General features: G+C 67.2%; 18 protein-coding genes and 2 pseudogenes. 14 read left to right on the top strand and 6 right to left on the bottom strand.

Annotated elements, in window-relative coordinates; genetic code table 11:
- The 3 genes from AC1DU6_RS06110 to AC1DU6_RS06100 all read left to right on the top strand — a co-directional run.
- Positions 1–372 (top strand): [protein-PII] uridylyltransferase family protein (locus tag AC1DU6_RS06110; protein ID WP_477856317.1); only part of this gene is annotated, 372 nt, incomplete at its 5' end.
- Positions 351–914, top strand: coding sequence for a rhombosortase (rrtA, locus tag AC1DU6_RS06105; protein ID WP_477856316.1), 564 nt, complete (start codon positions 351–353; stop codon positions 912–914). The genes AC1DU6_RS06110 and rrtA, both read left to right, overlap by 22 nt.
- A gap of 16 nt (positions 915–930) precedes the next feature.
- Positions 931–1,572, top strand: a complete 642-nt coding sequence (locus tag AC1DU6_RS06100; protein ID WP_457320921.1) for a hypothetical protein — start codon at positions 931–933, stop codon at positions 1,570–1,572.
- Between the two features lie 7 nt (positions 1,573–1,579).
- Here the strand turns inward: AC1DU6_RS06100 and AC1DU6_RS06095 are convergent, their stop codons facing one another.
- A complete protein-coding gene (locus tag AC1DU6_RS06095) occupies positions 1,580–2,737 on the bottom strand; it encodes an NAD(P)/FAD-dependent oxidoreductase (RefSeq protein ID WP_477856315.1) in 1,158 nt (385 codons plus the stop codon).
- An 18-nt stretch (positions 2,738–2,755) separates the two neighbouring features.
- Here AC1DU6_RS06095 and AC1DU6_RS06090 point away from each other — a divergent pair, with 18 nt between their 5' ends.
- From AC1DU6_RS06090 to AC1DU6_RS06070, 5 genes are all read left to right on the top strand, one after another.
- Entirely contained in the window at positions 2,756–3,652 is an 897-nt protein-coding gene (locus tag AC1DU6_RS06090) for a DMT family transporter (protein ID WP_056199848.1), read from the top strand.
- A gap of 232 nt (positions 3,653–3,884) precedes the next feature.
- Positions 3,885–4,547, top strand: a complete 663-nt coding sequence (locus AC1DU6_RS06085) for a glutathione S-transferase (RefSeq protein WP_056199851.1) — start codon at positions 3,885–3,887, stop codon at positions 4,545–4,547.
- 13 nt (positions 4,548–4,560) lie between these two features.
- A complete protein-coding gene (locus AC1DU6_RS06080) occupies positions 4,561–6,039 on the top strand; it encodes a CYTH and CHAD domain-containing protein (protein ID WP_477856314.1) in 1,479 nt (492 codons plus the stop codon).
- A 103-nt stretch (positions 6,040–6,142) separates the two neighbouring features.
- Complete coding sequence (locus tag AC1DU6_RS06075) at positions 6,143–6,292, top strand: hypothetical protein (RefSeq protein WP_157256336.1); 150 nt, start codon at positions 6,143–6,145, stop codon at positions 6,290–6,292.
- 14 nt (positions 6,293–6,306) lie between these two features.
- On the top strand, positions 6,307–6,513 hold the full coding sequence (locus AC1DU6_RS06070; protein ID WP_056199857.1) for a hypothetical protein: 207 nt from the start codon (positions 6,307–6,309) through the stop codon (positions 6,511–6,513).
- Here AC1DU6_RS06070 and sugE read toward each other — a convergent pair.
- Positions 6,510–6,830, bottom strand: coding sequence for a quaternary ammonium compound efflux SMR transporter SugE (gene sugE, locus AC1DU6_RS06065; protein WP_056199860.1), 321 nt, complete (start codon positions 6,828–6,830; stop codon positions 6,510–6,512). The two genes, AC1DU6_RS06070 and sugE, sit on opposite strands and share 4 nt — an antisense overlap.
- An 85-nt stretch (positions 6,831–6,915) precedes the next feature.
- Between sugE and mnmH the strand changes: the two genes are divergently transcribed.
- The 4 genes from mnmH to AC1DU6_RS06045 all read left to right on the top strand — a co-directional run bounded on the left by mnmH (position 6,916) and on the right by AC1DU6_RS06045 (position 11,204).
- Positions 6,916–7,962: a tRNA 2-selenouridine(34) synthase MnmH gene (gene mnmH, locus AC1DU6_RS06060; protein WP_477856313.1), complete on the top strand. Its 1,047-nt coding sequence runs from the start codon at positions 6,916–6,918 to the stop codon at positions 7,960–7,962.
- Positions 7,963–7,971: 9 nt separating this feature from the next.
- Positions 7,972–9,042, top strand: coding sequence for a selenide, water dikinase SelD (selD, locus tag AC1DU6_RS06055; RefSeq protein ID WP_457320932.1), 1,071 nt, complete (start codon positions 7,972–7,974; stop codon positions 9,040–9,042).
- Between the two features lie 154 nt (positions 9,043–9,196).
- Positions 9,197–10,060, top strand: a complete 864-nt coding sequence (locus AC1DU6_RS06050) for a transglutaminase-like domain-containing protein (protein WP_457320934.1) — start codon at positions 9,197–9,199, stop codon at positions 10,058–10,060.
- 7 nt (positions 10,061–10,067) lie between these two features.
- Positions 10,068–11,204 (top strand): sensor histidine kinase, encoded by a 1,137-nt coding sequence (locus AC1DU6_RS06045; RefSeq protein WP_477856312.1) that lies wholly within the window; start codon positions 10,068–10,070, stop codon positions 11,202–11,204.
- A gap of 517 nt (positions 11,205–11,721) precedes the next feature.
- On the opposite strand, the gene AC1DU6_RS06040 is transcribed toward AC1DU6_RS06045, so the two are convergent.
- A complete protein-coding gene (locus AC1DU6_RS06040) occupies positions 11,722–14,136 on the bottom strand; it encodes a BNR-4 repeat-containing protein (RefSeq protein WP_477856311.1) in 2,415 nt (804 codons plus the stop codon).
- 159 nt (positions 14,137–14,295) lie between these two features.
- Here AC1DU6_RS06040 and AC1DU6_RS06035 point away from each other — a divergent pair.
- Positions 14,296–14,460, top strand: a pseudogene (locus AC1DU6_RS06035) (Mu transposase domain-containing protein); the annotation flags it as partial.
- 226 nt (positions 14,461–14,686) lie between these two features.
- On the opposite strand, the pseudogene tnpB reads toward AC1DU6_RS06035, so the two are convergent.
- Together tnpB and AC1DU6_RS06025 are read right to left on the bottom strand one after the other, a co-directional pair.
- Positions 14,687–14,884, bottom strand: a pseudogene (gene tnpB, locus AC1DU6_RS06030) (IS66 family insertion sequence element accessory protein TnpB); the annotation flags it as partial.
- A complete protein-coding gene (locus tag AC1DU6_RS06025; RefSeq protein WP_477856318.1) occupies positions 14,868–15,230 on the bottom strand; it encodes a transposase in 363 nt (120 codons plus the stop codon). The pseudogene tnpB and the gene AC1DU6_RS06025, both read right to left, overlap by 17 nt.
- 236 nt (positions 15,231–15,466) lie before the next feature.
- Here AC1DU6_RS06025 and AC1DU6_RS06020 point away from each other — a divergent pair, with 236 nt between their 5' ends.
- Complete coding sequence (locus AC1DU6_RS06020) at positions 15,467–17,344, top strand: potassium transporter Kup (protein WP_457350750.1); 1,878 nt, start codon at positions 15,467–15,469, stop codon at positions 17,342–17,344.
- A 95-nt stretch (positions 17,345–17,439) separates the two neighbouring features.
- Here the strand turns inward: AC1DU6_RS06020 and AC1DU6_RS06015 are convergent, their stop codons facing one another.
- Positions 17,440–17,697 carry a hypothetical protein gene (locus tag AC1DU6_RS06015; RefSeq protein WP_457320757.1) on the bottom strand — a complete coding sequence of 86 codons (258 nt, stop codon included), beginning with the start codon at positions 17,695–17,697 and terminating at the stop codon, positions 17,440–17,442.
- Positions 17,698–17,842 lie beyond the last annotated feature (145 nt).

Genomic DNA, 17,842 nt, shown 5'->3' with positions numbered 1-17,842 from the left:
GTGCAGGCCATGCGCGAGAAGGTRCGCGCGGCGCGGCCCGTGAAAGACGGTCTCTTCGACGTCAAGCACAGCGAGGGCGGCATGATGGACGCCGAGTTCGCCGTGCAGTTCCTGGTGCTGGCGCATTCGGCGACACACCCGCAGTTGCAGGATGACCTCGGCAACATCGCGCTGCTGCGCATTGCGGAGTCAGCCGGTCTGCTGCCGGCCGGCGTGGGTGTCGCGGCGGCCAACGCCTACCGCGAGCTGCGCCGCGTGCAGCACAAGGCGAGGTTGGATGAGCAGTCCACGGCGCTGGACGCCGAAGCCGCCGCCCCGCTGGCCGCGCACCGTGACGCGGTGCGCGCGCTATGGCAAGCCGTGTTTGGTTGATGCTGTGCGCGGCGCTGGCCGCGCTGTCCCTGCTGGCCTGGCCGCTGCCGCGCGAGGCGCTGGACTGGCAGCCAGCCCTGATCGCCGCACAGCCCTGGCGCGCTGTCACAGCCGCCTTTGTTCACTGGACGCCCATTCACCTGGGCGCCAATCTCGCCGGCTGTGCCGTCCTGGCCCTGCTCGGCTGGCGTGCCACGATGGGATCGAGCGAAGCCCTGGCCGCCCTGATCGCCCTGCCGCTGACCCAACTCGGCCTGCTGCTGCGCCCCGAGTTGCTGCACTACGCCGGCCTGTCAGGCGAGCTGCATGCGCTGGTAGCCATCGCGGCGATGGCTTTGCTCACGCGCGGGGGTCGCGAACGCTGGGTTGGCGCCGGCATTGCGCTCGGTCTCGTCAGCAAACTCTTCCTTGAACACCCGCTCGGCCCCGTGCTGCGCGACACGCCGGGATTCGACTTTCCCGTGGCGCCATTTGCTCACCTGACGGGCGCTGTCGCCGGCGCGCTGGCCTGGCGGCTGACAATGCGCCGATCTGACAAATAAAACCTGAGGACGCCCCATGGGACGTGAAGCCAGTTGTACCGCCCGCGTCGGCGCCGAGACCGAAGAGGTCACCGCCCTGCTCGAATCCACCACCGTCGTGCTGCGCGGCGCCATCAAGCGCAAGTGGGATATTGCCGCCCTGCAGAACCTGCGCGTCGAAGGCGAGGAACTGCGCTTCGAAGCGGGCGAAAACGGGGAAGAGGCCGTGGCCCTGGTGCTGGGCGAAAAGGAGGCCGGCAAGTGGTTGAAGAAGCTGCAGACGCCGCCGCCCACGCTGGCCGCCAAGCTCGGCGTCAGCGCCGACAACCCCGCCCTGCTGATCGGGCCCACCGTCGGCACGCTGGACCCGGCCCTGGCCGAGGCCCTGGCCGGCGGCATCACCACCAATCTGCGCGAGGCGCGCATGCTGGTGGCCGTGCTGAGCAACCCGTCCGAACTTCCGCGCATGGCGGAGTTCCATGCCGACATGATCTGCAAGACGGTCTGGGTCGTGCACCCCAAGGGCCCGGAAGCCAGCCCGTCGGACACCGAGGTGCGCCTGGCCATGCGCAACTGGGGCTATGTGGACAACAAGACCAGCGCGGTGTCGGACAAGCTGACGGCGACGCGCTATGTGCTGACCCAGCCGCCCGCCAAGAAGCGCGTGCGCAACAGGTAGACCGGCGCTAGATGACGTTGGCCTCGATCAGAGGCCGTCCGTCCAGCAGCCGCTGCGGCGTCAATGCATCGATCAAAGGCGCATCCAGGCCCGCGATCAGCCGGGCCATCGAATGGCCTACCGCCGGCGATTGCTGCATGCCGTGGCCCGAGAAGCCGCAGGCCGTGAAGGCATTCGCATAACCCGGCAATCGGCCGGCCAGGCCGTTGTGGTCGAAGGCGTTCATCTCGTAGTAGCCGGCCCAGGCCGAGCGCACGCGCAGCGCCTCGAGCGCCGGCACGCGGGCGGCCAGCGTCGGCCACAACAGTTCATCGAAGAGGCCATGGTCGATGTCGTGCAGCGGCGCTTCGTCGGCGTCGTCCCCGCGCGGCGGGCCACCGGCCAGGATCAATGAACCCTCCGTACGGAACCAGAAGCCGCTGGGGTCGATGACCAAGGGGCAGCCGGGCAAGGTGGCCGGCGTTTCCAGCACGAAGACATCGCGCTTCTTGGCGCTGACCGGCAGCGTGAAGCCGAGGGCCGCGCCCAGCGGCGCACTCCAGGCGCCGGCCGTGATGACAAAGGCTTCGCCACCCACACGCGAGCCGTCTGAGCAGCGCACCGCAGTCACACGCTCACCCTGGGTTTCAAAACCCAGCGCCTCCGCTTCGACAAAGCGCACACCGCAGGCCTTGGCCTTGCGCCGGAAGGCACGATGCAGAGCCGGGCCGTCGAACCAGCCCTCGCCACTCAGGCCCAGCGACCCGAGCGCGATGTCGTCGACGGCCAGCCAGGGGAAGTGCGCAACAAGCTCGGCCGGGCTCAGCAGCGCGACATCCACGTTCTGGGCGCGCTGCAGCGCATGCACCTCGCGCAGCGTCGCGGCACCTGCCTCGGTCGCGAGATACAGATAGCCCGRCTCGACCAGGCCGATGGCCGGCCGGTCATCCGCCGTCGCCAGCTCGTCCGCTGCGCGGCGCAGGAAGTCGATGCTCCACCTCGACAGCGCCATGTTGACCGGCTGCGAGAACTGCTGGCGGATGGAACTCAGCGACAGCGAGCTGGAAGCCTGCGCATAGGAGGCATCGCGCTCGACGACGGTCACCGCCGCGCCATGGTCGCGGGCCAGGAAGCAGGCCGTGGCGGCGCCCATGATTCCCCCGCCAATGATGGTCACCTTGAACATGCTGGCAGCATAGGGGCCATGAGCTCTCCGATCAGCCGCCAGACCCATCTCGATCCCCGCGCCGTTTCATTGCTGCTGTTGTGCTGCTTCCTGTGGGGCATCAACCAGGTGGCCGCCAAGGCCGCACTGACCGAGATCTCGCCGCTCTGGCAGGCGGGGCTGCGCTCGGCTGTGGCGGGCCTGCTGGTGTGGCTGTGGTCGATGTCGCGCGGCATCCGCCTGTTCGAGCGTGACGGCAGCTTGGGCGGCGGCCTGCTGGCCGGCCTGCTGTTTGCGGCCGAGTTCGGCTGCATCTTTGTCGGCTTGCAATACACCAGCGCCTCGCGCATGGTGGTCTTCATCTATCTGGCGCCCTTCGTCGTCGCCCTGGGCATGCCGTGGATCGCGCGCGGTGAGGCGCTGTCGGCGCGGCAGTGGCTGGGTCTGGTGCTGGCCTTCGGCGCCATGGCTTTCGCGTTCGCGGAAGGCTTCTCGGCGCCGGGCACGCCGATGCAATGGTGGGGCGACGCCCTCGGCGTGGCGGCCGCCGTGCTGTGGGGCGGCACGACGCTGGCCATCCGTGCCACCAAGCTGAGTTCGGCGCCGGCCGAGAAGACCCTGCTCTACCAGCTCGGCGTTTCAGCCCTGACGCTGTGCGCCGCGGCTCTGGTCGCCGGCGAACCCCTGCCCCTGCACTGGTCACCGCGCCTGCTGGGTCTGTTCGGCTTCCAGGCCATCATCGTCACCTTTGCCAGCTATCTGGTCTGGTTCTGGCTGATCCGCCATTACGCGGCCACCAAGCTGTCCGTCTTCACCTTGAGCACGCCGCTGTTCGGCCTGCTGGCGGGCGCCCTGCTGCTGGGCGAGGGCATCAGCGCCCGCCTCGTCGCGGCCCTGGCGGCGTTGGCGGTGGGCATCGTGCTGGTGAATCGATAGGGAAGTGCTGAGCAAGCCCTTCGCGGCGGGCGCATCCTGGTAACGGGCGCATCGCAGCGTTGCAAATCCTCGCCATAGCCCGAGCTATGGCTGCGGTTTCCGCCTTGCGCTGCATCCCGCTACCAGGCGCGCCCACTCGCGAGGGCCTGCCCAGCCCTTCCCGCTGTCGCCACCGCGCTAGAGCCGCAGCGCCGCTCTGCATAGACTGCGGCATTCACCAGGAGACCTCCCCATGATCACCCTCTGCGGCATCCCGCTCTCGAACTACTACAACAAGGTCAAGCTGGCCCTGCTGGAAAAGGACATCCCCTTCAGCGAGGAATACATCAAGACGCATTCCCATGCCGAGGACGTGCTGAGCTGCTCGCCGCTGGGCAAGGTGCCTTTCATCAAGACGCCGCATGGCCCGCTATGCGAAAGCCAGGCCATCGTGGAATACCTGGAGGCGGCCTATCCCGAGACGCCCCGGCTGATCCCCGCCCATCCCTACGAGGCGGCCAAGGTGCGCGAGCTCATCACCTACGTCGAGCTGCACCTGGAGCTGGTCGCGCGCGAGCTGTATGCCGAGGCCTTCTTCGGCGGCGAGGTCAGCGACGGCACCAAGAAGCGCGTGGCCCGCGTGCTGCCCGAGAACATCGCCGCCTTCAAGCGCCTGGCCAGGTTCGGCCCCTATCTGGCCGGTGACAGCTTCACGCTGGCCGACTGCGCCGGCTGGGTCAGCCTGCCATTGGTGGGCATGGCGACCAAGATCATCTATGGCGAAGACCTGCTGCAGGCCGGCGGTGTGGACTGGAAGCCCTATGCCAAGCTGATCGGCGAGCGCCCGCATGCCATCAAGGTGGCGGCCGACCGCAAGGCCGACCAGGACCGCTCACTGGCGGCCAATCGAGCCTGAACACGCCCCTGCCTTGACCGCCGCGCACATCGAGGTCGAACTGAAGTTCCTCGTGCCGGCGTCGTCCCGCGCGGCGCTGGCGGCCGAGCTTGGCGCACGCGGCGCGGCGCGGCGCGTCTCGCTGATCGACGCCTATTTCGACACGCCCGACCGGCACCTCGCTCGCGCCGGGCTGGCTTGGCGCATGCGCCGTGAAGGCCGGCGCTGGGTGCAAGGGCTGAAGGCCGCGCGCAGCGGCGCGCTGGAGCGCTTCGAGCACGAAGTCGTCCGCCCCGATGCCAGCCCGGACCCGCAGGCGCATGCCGGCACGCCGACCGGCCAACAGCTGATCGAGCTGCTGGAAAAGGCCAAGGCCGATGGCCAGGAGGCGGGCCAGCGCTTCCAGCTCCAGCAGCGGCGCCTGATACGCCGCGTGCACACGCGCGGCGCCGTTGTCGACATCGCGCTGGACGAGGGCCGGCTGACGGCCGGCGCCGCAGTGCAGAAGTTTCGCGAGATCGAGTTCGAACTGGTGTCGGGCTCGCCGGTGGCAATGCTGGGCCTGGTCGAGCGCTGGCGGCGGCGCTTCGGCCTCGTCTACGACCCGCGCAACAAGGCCGAGCGCGGCCATCACCTCGTGGCCGGTTCGCCCCATCCACCGCTGCGCAAGGCCAAATCACCTCGCTATGACAAGGCATCCAGCGCGCTGGATGCCTTCGGCGCCGTGTTCGATGAATGCCTGGCCCACCTCAACCGCAATGCCATCGGCCTGGCCGACGGCGATCCCGAGCTGCGCGCCGAGCATGTGCACCAGGCCCGCGTCGGCATCCGCCGCCTGCGCAGCGCGCTGCGGGCCTTCCGTGGCTGGGTGGCCGAGCCACCGGCCGGGCTGGTGGATGGCTTGCGCCGGCTGTTCGCCGAACTCGGCAAGGCGCGCGACAGCGATGTGCTCGCCAGCGGTGTCGTCGCCGAACTCAAGCAGGCCGGTGCGCCGCCACTGGCCCTGCCCGCCGGCAGCGCCGCGCCTGACCTCGCCGCGTTGATCCGCAGCGACGAGACGCAGCACCAGCTGCTGGCCTGGATCTCGTGGCGCGCCGGCCTTCAGCCCCTCGCCGAGCCGCAGGATGCGCTGCAGCGCCTGGCGCGCAAGCGGCTGCGCCGCTGGCACAAGAGGCTGGTGGACGGCTGCCGCCGCTTCGAGGAGCTCGAGCCCACGGCCCTGCATACGCTGCGCAAGCACGCCAAGCGCCAGCGCTATGCGCTCGAGTTCTTCGCTCCGCTGCTGCCGCACAAACGCGCCGCCCGTCATCTGCAGGCCCTGGCCGCGGCCCAGCAGGCACTGGGTGAGATCAACGACCTCGTTGTCGCGCGCGATCGCTACCAGGCCCTGGTGACTGCCGACCCTGCCGCCTGGTTCGCCGTCGGCTGGCTGACCGCACGCCTCGCCGAGGCCCGCGAGCGGGCGCGCGACGAGCTGGGCCATCTGGCCGCCGTCGAGCCGCTGCCGCGCTGATGCCGCGGCCGCGGGAGCGCTCGGTCAGCACGCTCTCGCGCCGTCCTACACACAAAAGCCGCAACGCGGCGAAAACTGGGCCTTCGCCACCAAGGAGCCGACCGTGATTCGCAAGCTCGGCAGCGGCCAGTACCGCCTTTACTCTCGCAAGCCCGATCCACAGACCGGCAAGCGCAGGAACCTGGGCACGTTTGACACACGCGAACAGGCCGAAAAACACGAGCGCGAGGTGCAGTACTTCAAGCGGCATTGACTGGAGGAGAAACCATGGAACCCTTGCAAACTGACGCCGGAAACACCGGCTGGGTCACAGGCTGGATGGTGCTGCGGGTGAAGCAGGAGCTTCCCGGCGATTTCGTCAGCATCCATGCGCACGCCGCCGAGGCGCAAGCCGCGGCCCACCAGCGCGGCCCCGGCCATCAGGTCTTTCACGGCAGGTATCACGCGGCGGGCGGCGAGTTCTTCGTTGACTAGCCCGGCGACGACAGCTTGAGCCCGGCGATGCCGGCCACGATCAGTGCGATGCTGAACAGCCGCGCCGGGTTGGCCGGCTCGCCGAGCAGGAAGATGCCCAGGATCACGGTGCCGACCGCACCGACGCCCACCCAGACGCCATAGGCCGTGCCCACTGGCAGCGACTTCATCGCGATGCCCAGCAACCAGAGGCTGGCCACCATGCAGGCCGCCGTTGCCACGCTGGGCCAGGGCTTGGTGAAGCCGTCGGTGTATTTCAGGCCGATGGCCCAGCCGACCTCGAACAGGCCGGCGATGACGAGAATGATCCAGGCCATCCGTTTTCCTCTGGAGAGATGCGCCGCGGATTCTGGCCGCGCTTGAATCCCCGGGGCCACGTGGGGTTGCCTTAACCTAGCAGCAATGAGTCACAAGCCCACCACCGTCAATGACCTGGGCGAGTTCACCGTCCTCATCGACGTGCGCTCGCCGGCCGAATACGCCCTCGACCATATTCCCGGCGCCATCAACTGCCCCGTGCTGGACGACGAGGAGCGCCGCATCGTCGGCACCACCTATGTCCAGGTCTCGGCCTTCGAGGCGCGCAAGATCGGCGGGGCCATGGTGGCGCGCAACATCGCAAGCCACCTGGACCAGTTGTTCAGGGACAAGCCCAGGGAGTGGCGGCCGCTGGTCTATTGCTGGCGCGGCGGCATGCGCAGCGGCAGCTTCGTCAACTGGCTGAGGCTGGTGGGCTGGGATGCGCAGCAGCTCAAGGGCGGCTACAAGGCCTGGCGCGCCCATGTCATCGAGCAGATTGCGCTGCTGGCGCCGCGGCTCGATCTGCGCGTGCTGTGCGGCCCCACAGGCAGCGCCAAGACGCGGGTGCTGCAGGCGCTCGCCACTCAAGGAGAGCAAGTCCTCGACCTCGAAGATCTGGCGGCCCACCGGGGTTCGGTGCTGGGCGCCATGCCCGGCCGGCCGCAGCCGTCGCAGAAGGGTTTCGAGACGCAGTTGATGCAGGCCCTGGTCGGCCTGGACCTGAGCCGGCGCGTCTGGGTCGAAGCGGAGAGCCGGCGCATCGGCCGCATCACGGTGCCGGAGCCGCTGCTGCAGCGCCTGCGCGAGAGCTCCGTCGTCGAGATTGACGCCTCTGCCCAGGCGCGGCTCGACTACCTGCTGCGCGACTACGCCTGGCTGGGCGACGACCCGCAGGGCCTGGCCGACAAGCTGGGCACGCTGCGCGAACTGCTGCCCAAGGAAGTGCTGGCCGAGTGGCAGGCCTGGGCGCTGGAAGGTGCGCTGCCACCGCTCTTCGAAGCCCTGATGGCCCGGCACTACGACCCTCTGTATGCCCGTTCGCAGGGCCGTCATCTGGCGGGCCTGCCCGACGCCCAGCGCCTGCAATGCGAGGATCTGTCGGATGCCGGCATCCAGGCCCTGGCCAGCCGCATCGCCTCATTGCCCTAGATTCCAACCATGACCCAAACGCCCGCCACGCCACCCGTGCCCCGCCTGACCTCCCTGTCCCACGGTGGCGGCTGCGGCTGCAAGATCGCCCCGGGCGTGCTGAGCGAGATCCTGAAGAGCACGCGCCACTTTCCGGCGCCGCCGGAACTGCTGGTGGGCATAGAGACCGCCGACGACGCGGCGGTCTACCAGCTGACCGACGAGATCGCGCTGATCGCCACCACCGACTTCTTCATGCCCATCGTCGACGACCCCTTCGACTTCGGCCGGATCGCGGCGACCAATGCCATCAGCGACGTCTACGCCATGGGTGGCAAACCCATCATGGCGCTGGCCCTGGTGGGCATGCCCATCAACGTGCTGCCGGTCGACGTGATCGGCAAGATCCTGGCGGGCGGTGAATCGGTCTGCGCTGCCGCCGGCATCCCGATCGCGGGCGGTCACACCATCGATTCGGTCGAGCCGATCTACGGGCTGGTCGCACTGGGCGTGGTGCACCCCCAGCGCGTCAAGCGCAATGCGGACGCACGCCCCGGCGACCGGCTCGTGCTGGGCAAGCCGCTGGGCGTGGGCATCCTGTCGGCGGCACTCAAGAAGGAAACTCTCTCGCCCGAGGGCTACGCGCAGATGATCGCCACCACGACGCAGCTCAACACGCCCGGGCCGGACCTGGCGGCGCTGGAGGGCGTGCACGCGATGACCGATGTGACGGGTTTTGGCCTGGCCGGCCATGCGCTGGAACTGGCGCGCGGTGCCCAGGCCAGTGTCGAGCTCGACTGGGCGCGGGTGCCCTTGCTGGCGCAGGTGCGCGAACTCGCCGAGCGCGGCATGGTCACCGGCGCCTCGGGGCGCAACTGGGCCGGCTACGGCTCGGACGTGCAGCTGCCGCAGGGCTTCCCGGCCATCGATCAGGCGCTGTTGAGCGACCCCCAGACCAGCGGCGGCCTGCTGGTGTCTTGCGACGCCAGCGCGGTTGACGCCGTGCTGGACGTGTTTCGCCGCCATGGGTTCGGTGCGGCGGCGGAGATCGGCAGGGTCGTGGCAAACGGGCCGCAAGGCAGCCGCTTGCGCTTGAACTGAGCTGCCCCACGGCGGGTCCAACCGCCTATCCCCTCCCGGCAACAGAGGTATGCCCGGCCGGGGGGGTGTAAGGTCGGGCTACTTTGGAGCCTCTCATGACGTCCCGTTCTGGATCCGCATTGCTGGCAGCAGGTCGCACTCCTGCGTGCCAAACATGATCCGCCTCGAGATCGCGCTTGAACTCGATTACGTCATTGCCGACCCGGGCTGTGATTTCATCTTCAACATCCACGCGGCCAGCACCCCCCGCCAGCTGGTGGTGGCGGAATCCCTGACGCTGAGCCAGCCCTTGCTGGCCCGCGTCGAGACGGAGCCGGTCACCCGCAACCGCTACCTGCGCCTGCAGGCCCAGGCCGGGCCGCTGAAGGTGGCCTACCGCGCCACGGTCGACCTGATGCACCACTTCGCCCCGCCGGGCGACGTGGGCGAGGTGCCCGTCGCGCGGGTGCCCGCCGAGGTGCTGGGCTATATCTACCCGAGCCGCTACTGCCAGTCCGACCGGCTGCACCGCATGGCCATGCGCGAGTTCGGCCAGCGCTGGCAGGGCTACGGCCGCGTGCAGGCCATCCGCGACTGGGTGCTGGAGCGCACGACCTTCACGTCCAACACCTCGGACTCCAACACCTCCGCCATCGACACCCTGCTCGATCAAGTGGGCGTGTGCCGCGACTTTGCCCACTTGATGATCGCGCTGTGCCGCGCCATCAACATCCCGGCGCGCTTCGCCACGGGCATCGACTATGGTGCCGACCCCGCGCTCGGGCCGACCGACTTCCACGCCTACGTGGAGGCCTACGTCGGCGACCGCTGGTACATCTTCGACCCTTCAGGCACCGCGATCCCGATGGGCTTCGTGCGCTTTGGCACCGGGCGCGATGCCGCCGACGTCGCCTTCGCCACCATCTTCGGCACGGTCAACTCCAGCGCCCCGGTCATCAACATCCAGGCCGTGGCCGGTGCCGACGGTCGCCTGCAGCTGCCCTACCACTGCACCGACGCCATCTCGACGGACGGATAACGTGGCCGTGAAGATTCTCTCGGTTCTAGCCCGGCATCCCATCCTGGTTCCCCTGGCCTGCGCCGCAGCGTTGACCGTGGTGCTGGTGGGCGAGAGTTCCTACTGGCAGTCTGAAGACGTGCTGGGTGAACTCAGCGCCCTGCGCGCCGGCACCGCCAGGCTGGAGGAACTGCGCGCCGCCCCCACCGATCAGCAGACCGACATCCACCGCACGCTGCTGCTCAACCGCCTGGGMGTGGCGCTGCTGAGCGTGGCCAGCCTCGCTGCGTTGTTCCTGTACCWGCGCCAGGGGCTCGCGCTGGAAGACCAGCGCGAGCGCGAAAAGCAGGAACGCCAGCGCCTGGTGCAGATCGAGCGTGAGCGGCTGGAGGTCGAGGTGGCGCGCCGCACCGCGCAGCTCGTCAAGCTGGCGCATCACATCGAAACGGCGCGCGAGCAGGAGCGGGCCCGGCTGGCGCGCGACCTGCACGACGAGATGGGCTCGCTGCTGACGTCCGCCAAGCTTGATGCCGCGCGCATCAAGACCCGCGTCGCGAGCCTCGCACCCGAGGCGCTGGAGCCGCTGACGCGGCTGATCGAGAAGCTCAACAGCGGCATCGCGCTGAAGCAGGACATCATCGAGAACCTGCGCCCGTCCACCCTCGACACCCTGGGCCTGGCCGTCACGCTGGACATCCTGGCCGGCGATTTCGCRAAGCGCTCCGGCGTGCTGGTGCATTGCGAGCTGGCGCCCGTGCGGCTCGCCGAGGCCGCCGAACTCGTCGTCTATCGCGTCGTTCAGGAAGCCATCACCAACGTCAGCAAATATGCGCGCGCGCGCCAGCTGTGGCTGAACCTGGGCATCATCCAGGGGCAGGCCGAACTGACGGTGCGGGACGACGGCATCGGCTTCGATGCCAACGCAGCAACGAACTCGAGCTACGGCCTGCTGGGCATGAGATTCAGGGTCGAAGCCGAGCACGGCAGCTTGTCGGTGACCTCGGCGCCGAATCAGGGCACGCTGATCCGGGTCAGGCTGCCAGCGTCGACCGAAGCCCCCGTTCCCTCCGAATACCTCATCGCCGGCGCCACATCTGCGCCGGGCAATCCCAGAAGCCGAGCGAACGGTGCAGACCACGACTTTCCGGTGTCGCGGCAAGGTTGAAATCCCGCCCGCCGTATGCGTCCGCCGAACATACCTTGACGGGCACGTCAGGCCGGTGGTGTTAGCGGCGGTCAAGATCCGCTGTTATTCGGCGGTCAGGCCGCGGTTTTGCAGCTGAACCAGTAGCTGGAACGAACAGCGGCAAGCGCCCTGCGGATCCCGATGTTGAGGTGACGACGGCGTCAGAACGGCTCGTCTGGGTCCAGTGATGGCGGCGACGTCTCGGCGACGAGCTGGTCCCGCCAAGCCTGCTGGATCCGCGGATCCCTACCTGGCCCACAGCTGCTCGCGCAGGGCCTGCGTGCACTCCCGGACTGCCAACGCCTGCTCGGGCGTCCAGTGCTTGGGGAGCGCTGACGACGACGTCACTGCCGCTGCCTGGTGCGTATGCAACGCGATCCCCGACACCTTCTGGTGCGCGCGCGTGCGTTGGGCATGAGGCATCTCCAAGGATGCCTCAACCCACGCAGGTTCTGTGCCTATGAATTAACTGGACAGGACACTAGCCGCTCTTACTTCATTTGGCGAAGCTGTTCGTGATGGCGAACTCAGCCTTGGACCAGGGCGTCGGGATCGCGATGATGCCGTGCCCCACCGCGTCAAAGCCCGTGTAGTAGCAGCGCAGGCCTTCGTCGGACGACCGGCACGGGTTATCGGAACCTGTATAGGGGCTGATGTTGCTCAACCCCCAGGCAGTGGACAGTGAGCTTGCCTCGCTTTGCAGCAGTTCGGAAGGGAAGTAGCTGTAGGCGAGGAAGATCTTGCCCCAGCTGTCCACCGAGGCTTTGTGATACCAGACACCGTAGTACTTGCGGGCCGGATCGAGCAGGAAGGTCTGCGCAGCCCACGTGCCGCTTTGCTGCTTGATATGGACGAGTCTTGCTCTGTAGGCGCTGCCGGACCAGCGCGCAAACACGTTGGGCTGGTTGTAGGCGTCCAGCACGAGCGATGGGTAAGAGTAGGTGTCCGAAAAGTTCGGCGCGATGGTGTCGTCGTCGTTCGTTGCGCCGATGCTGACGCTGGCACTCCAACTGCTGGCGTTGTTGGGGGTTGTCGTCTTTCGATACAGCAGGCGTGAGGCATGCCCACCAAGAACCGCGTGGATGTAGTTGTTCGAATCCAGTGCCAGGGACACGCCCGCATGGTTGTCCGGCACGCTGTCATTCGCGGCGATGTTTGCCGCCGTGTCGCCGCTGCTGCCGGCAAGTCCAACCCCCAGTTGCAACGGCGCGCCGGTGAGCTGATGGGTCGAACGGGAGAAAGACGCGAGCATGAGGGGCACGCCCTTGCGGCCCGGTTCGACGGTGTCGGCCACGATGCCGGTGCCCGGGTAGCCAAAGTGCGTGGTGCCCGTAGCGCCGCCGGTCGTCACGATGTACGACTCGGTTCCGGAGTGATACGGCGTGATCAGCGTCTGCGCCGCAATCTGATAGGGGCCTTCAATGGTCGTCAGCGTCGCACCCGTCTTCTTTGGGAAGAAGGCCAGCAAGGGACGGGTCGAGACCGTGCCCTTGCGTTGATCGTCGCTCACCTGATTTTGGTGAACCGTGATCGCTGGCGGGGCTGCCAATGCGGTGGTGGGCCCGGACGGTACTTCCATGCCGACTGCTGCATCACCGCCGTCTCCGCTCCAGCTGCTGCCACTGGGAATCGGGAAAGCTGCCCATGTCTGGCCGCCATCCGGTGAATGGAGCAGGATGGCGTAGCCGAGGCTGGACCTGAAGGTGTCAATGACGGTATAGGCATTGCATTCGTTGTCGAAGACGACGCGTTGCTCGCTCTCCGGGGCCTGCGAATACAGGCCGGCTTGACCATAGTTGGGATTGACCGTCCAGTTGATGTTCTGCCGCCTGAGCGACTCCTTGGCGATTTCCCTGAGCGACACCGCTTTCCATGTGCCGTTGTCGCCCAATACCTGAAGGTTCAGGTACCGGTCGCGAATCAGCGGACGGCCGTTGGGGGCGAAGCTGACGCGTCCGCTGTTGAATACCGGCAGATAGCCATATTGATGGATTTCGTTCCTGAAGGTCGCTGAGCCGCTTGGAGGGGACGTGTTGCCCCAGACATAGGGAGTGCCGCCAAGAAAGGCGCTGGTTGCCGCCGTGCTGATTTCCTTGATGGCGGTCTGCTGGGGCGCCGTCCAGTTGTAGCTCGTGCTATGGCACTGGCCGGTGCCGTTGATGGCTGTTTGGACGTACTTGTCCGTCGTGCTGGTCRACACGCTGGGTGTGAAGCCCGTCGTCGAAATCGTGCCGACGGCAACGCCGCCGGTCGTGCGCAGATTGCCGTTGCGGTCGAACAGCAGCGTCGAGCCGCCATTGATGCTGATGGCTTCCATGGCCGGAGGCGCATTGACGCTTGTCGAGCGGGATATCTGCAGCGTGGCCGTGGGGTTGCTGTCACCGTACTTGGCCGGCCCTGTGGCCACATACTTGGCTTCGCCGGACGAGTAGTAGATCGAATATTCGCCACAGGCGACGACGCCGTTGTTCGGGCCGCATGTGACGTTGAGGCGGGCCGGCATTTGGGCCTCCAGAGCCGCCGCGATGTTGTTGATGTAGGCGGTACCGATGCTTGTGGTCGACCCTTCGGGAAGGACGTTGCCGCTGCTGGTGATCGAGAACTTTGCGCCCCAGATCACAAGATAGCCATTCGCAAACGCACCTGGGATCGTGCGTGTATCGGTCTGGACCCAAAGGGCAGGCGCGACGGGGCCGCTGGCGGTGAACGCATCCGTTGCAGCGTTGTAGCTGACCGCATAGGTGCGGCAGTGCGCAAGAGCGCCATAGTCTGGTTTGTTGCAATCGATCTGGACGGAGATCGAAAGCCCCTGCAGCAGGGCCTGCCTCAGATAACTGCCTTGGTCCTGCGCCTGTGCTGCGAATGGCAACAGTGGCAGCAAGGCCACATACAGGCCTTTCTTGATGTTCATTGACTCCCTTTCGATGCGGATGATTGCAACGGCTCAGCGGCCGTTGGCCGACGGGACCTAGTTTCTCCCAAATCTCGGTTCAAGAAGCTGCCCGGCTGCCGGGCGACGGCCTTCTCAGCGCCGGATGCGCCGGCCTCGAAGCCGCTGCCAGCAACGCCGATGCTTACGCAGTTCAAGCCGGCGCGGGTCAACATCGACTATCACGTGGTCTTCGGGGGCCACCACTGCTCGGTGCCGCGCCAGCACGTCGGCGCCGCCGTGGAACTGCGCATCACCGCCGGCACGTTGGAGGTCTTGCTGCGGCGCCAGCGCATCGCGGCGCACGCCCTCAGTCACCTCGTGGGCGACTTCACCACCGTGGCTGGTGACCAGCGATGCGGCAGGAGCTCGTCGATCCTGCTGGCCGAGTGCGTTGGCAAGCGATCCAGCAAGTCTTGAAGTCGACGGTGAACACGCCCGGCTGGTAGTCCAGCGTCTCTGCTCGGGCACCCAGGCGCTGCCAGGGCAGCCCCAGGGCCAGAGCATCGAGCTGTGCGCGCGTCAGGGTCAGCGTGCTGGCGCCATCTTGCGACCTGACAAACTTGCCGACGTTGAGCCGCCTGGCCGCGAGCCACACCCCAATACCGTCATGCACAAGGACCTTCATGCGGTTTGCTCTGCGGTTGGCGAACAAGTAGGCGCGATGCGGCCTGGCGGCACCGAAGGCGTTGACCACGCGGGCCAGCGCCGCTTCAGTGCCAGCGCGCATGTCCAAGGGCTCTACCGCCAGCCACACGGCGTCGACGCGGATCACCGCAGCAGCTCACGCATCCAGGCTGCAAACTCCGCCGAGGCGCTGATCGGCCAAGCGACAACGATCGAGACTGCACCACGCCGCATCTCGACGCGGACATCCGCCGGCGTTGCGCTGGGCGTGGTTGGCACCGTGAGCGGCAATGCGATGAACTCTCTTGTCTTGGCGGGGGCGCAATTGCCCTGTCACGGGCGAGTCGCCGCCACCGGTGCATGACGTTGGCGTTGATGCTGTGAGCCATCGCCACCTTGGCCACCGAGGCCCCAGCCTCGGCGCACTCCGTCAATATCTGCGCCTTCATTGCCACGCCGTAGCGCTTTCGTGTGCGGGCCTTGTCGCTTGTCATCGCATCCACCTAAGTTACGTGGACGCGATCCTTCCTGGCGCTGGTGGGCGATTCAAGATGACTTGGCCGGACGGATACCGCCCGCCGCCGTTGGAGCGTGGCGCACACGCAGGCAGCGGGCGGCCGCGATCTTTATACGTTCTTTACACCGCCTACGGGAAACTGGCTCCATCCCACCCAGTTTCCCGTTCATGAGCCTTGAGACCCAACGCAGCGGCCTGGCCGCACTGACGCTCGGCGCAATCGGTGTCGTCTATGGCGACATCGGCACCAGCCCCCTCTACACGCTCAAGGAAGTATTCCTGCCCGCTACCGGCGTCACGCTGGACACCCACAACCTGGTGGGCGCGGTCTCGGTGATCGTCTGGGCGCTGATGTTCGTCGTCACGCTCAAGTACGTGATCCTGATCCTGCGCGCCGACAACCGCGGTGAAGGCGGCGCACTCGCGTTGACGGCCCTGGCCGCCCATGCCGTGCAGCAGCGGCCCAGGCTGCGCGGCGCGCTGCTGTTGCTGGGCCTGTTCGGGGCGACGCTGTTCTATGGCGACAGCGTCATCACGCCCGCGATCTCGGTGATGGGCGCCATCGAAGGCCTGGAGGTCGTGACGCCGACCTTGAAGCCCTATGTGCTGCCGATCTCGGTGGCCATCCTGGTGGGTCTGTTTCTGGTGCAACGCCATGGCACCGCAGCGGTGGGCAAGGTGTTCGGGCCGGTGATCGTGCTGTGGTTCGCCGTGCTCGGCGCCATCGGCATCGTGCACATCACCCAGCATCCCCAGATCCTGGCTGCACTCAACCCGCTGGAGGCCTGGGCCTTCCTCAGCACGCGGGGATGGCATCTGTTCGCTGCCGTCGGCGCCATCGTGCTGGCATTGACGGGCGCCGAGGCCCTCTACGCCGACATGGGCCATTTCGGCGTGAGGCCGATCCGCCTGGCCTGGACGGGGCTGGTGTTTCCCGCGCTGGCGCTCAACTACCTGGGCCAGGGCGCGCTGCTGATCGGAGACGCCACGGCCATCGAGAACCCGTTCTTCCGCCTCTTCCCCAGCGCCTTGGTGCTGCCCATGGTCGGCCTCGCTGCGATGGCCGCCGTGATCGCCTCGCAGGCCGTGATTTCCGGGGCCTACTCGATGACCAAGCAGGCCATCCTGCTCGGCTTCCTGCCGCGCCTCACCTTGCGCCATACCTCCGCCAGCGAGTCCGGGCAGATCTACGTGCCGGCGGTCAATTGGGCACTGCTGGCCGGCGTCATCGGTGCGGTGCTGATGTTCGGCAGCTCTTCGGCGCTGGCGGGGGCCTACGGCATCGCGGTGACGCTGACGATGCTGATCACGACCGTGCTGACCTTCTTCGTCATTCGCGACGGCTGGAAGCTCCCCGCGCCGCTGGCGATCGGCGCCACGGTGTTCTTCCTGGCCGTGGACATGCTGCTGGTTGCCGGTTGCGCGATCAAGTTCTTCGACGGCGGGTGGTTTCCGCTGGCGCTGGGCCTGATGCTGTTTGTCTTGATGAGCACCTGGGCGCGCGGCCGTCAGCTGCTGATGGCCGGCCTGCGCAGCGAAGGCATCGAACTCCAGCCCTTCATTGAGAGCCTCGCCCTGGGCGAAGCCCATCGTGCACGGCGCACGGCGGTCTATGCAGTCGCCGATCCGAACCTCGTGCCGCAGGCCCTGTTGCACAACCTCAAGCACAACCAGGTCCTGCACGAAACGAACGTCATCCTGAACGTCATGTTCCACGACCGTCCGATGGTCGACGCAGCCGACCGCCTCGAATTGACGTCATTGGCGCCAGGCTTCTGGCGCGTGCTCGTCCACTACGGGTTCATGGAGGAACCCGACGTTCCCCTGGCACTGGCGCTGTGCGAGGCCAAGGGCTTGCGCATCGAGCCCTTCGAGACCAGCTACTTCCTCAGCCGCGAGACGGTGGTGCCGACTCCCGGTGGCGGCATGGCGAACTGGCGTGAGCGCCTGTTTGCAGCATTGAGCCGCAACTCCAGCGGGGTCGCCAGGTTCTTCCGGTTGCCGGACAACGCGGTGGTCGAACTGGGCACACGCGTGCAGATATAGCCAGGCGCGTCGCGCCGTCTTGCGAACAGTTCGGCCCGCGGGGGCAGTCCGGCAGCGTCGAGGCGCTCAACCACGGCAGCAACGACGTGCTCGCACTACAACCCCGGCGTTCCCTTGTCGAACGCCGGTATCCCCTCAATGGCGTGGTGAGCGGCCTCGGTGGCATAGGTCAATGCTTCCTGCTCCGTGGCCCACAGGTTGTCGGTTGTGGGGCGGTAGCTGTCATCCGTGCCAACCTGGCCAGCGGCGGCCACGTCAAGGATCGCGAAGCGTCCTTCGAAGCCGCCGCTGCGGGGCACCGCCTCCACCGTGAACCGCACACCCCGGTAAACGTCGGCGATGGCCTCACTCATGGCTTCTCCTTGGATTGAACGACGCCGTCAGTGCGGCTCAGCGTCCTGCCCCATCAACTCCGCCTTGCGCCCGGCGATGGCTTCACCCAAGGTATCCAGGTCGAGGTCGGACTTGCGGATCTTGGGGAACATCTCGCCTTCCTCT

The organism is Roseateles sp. P5_B10 (assembly GCF_056400485.1).
Note: the sequence above shows the minus strand (reverse complement) of the source record. Positions and strands in the feature narration are given on the sequence as shown.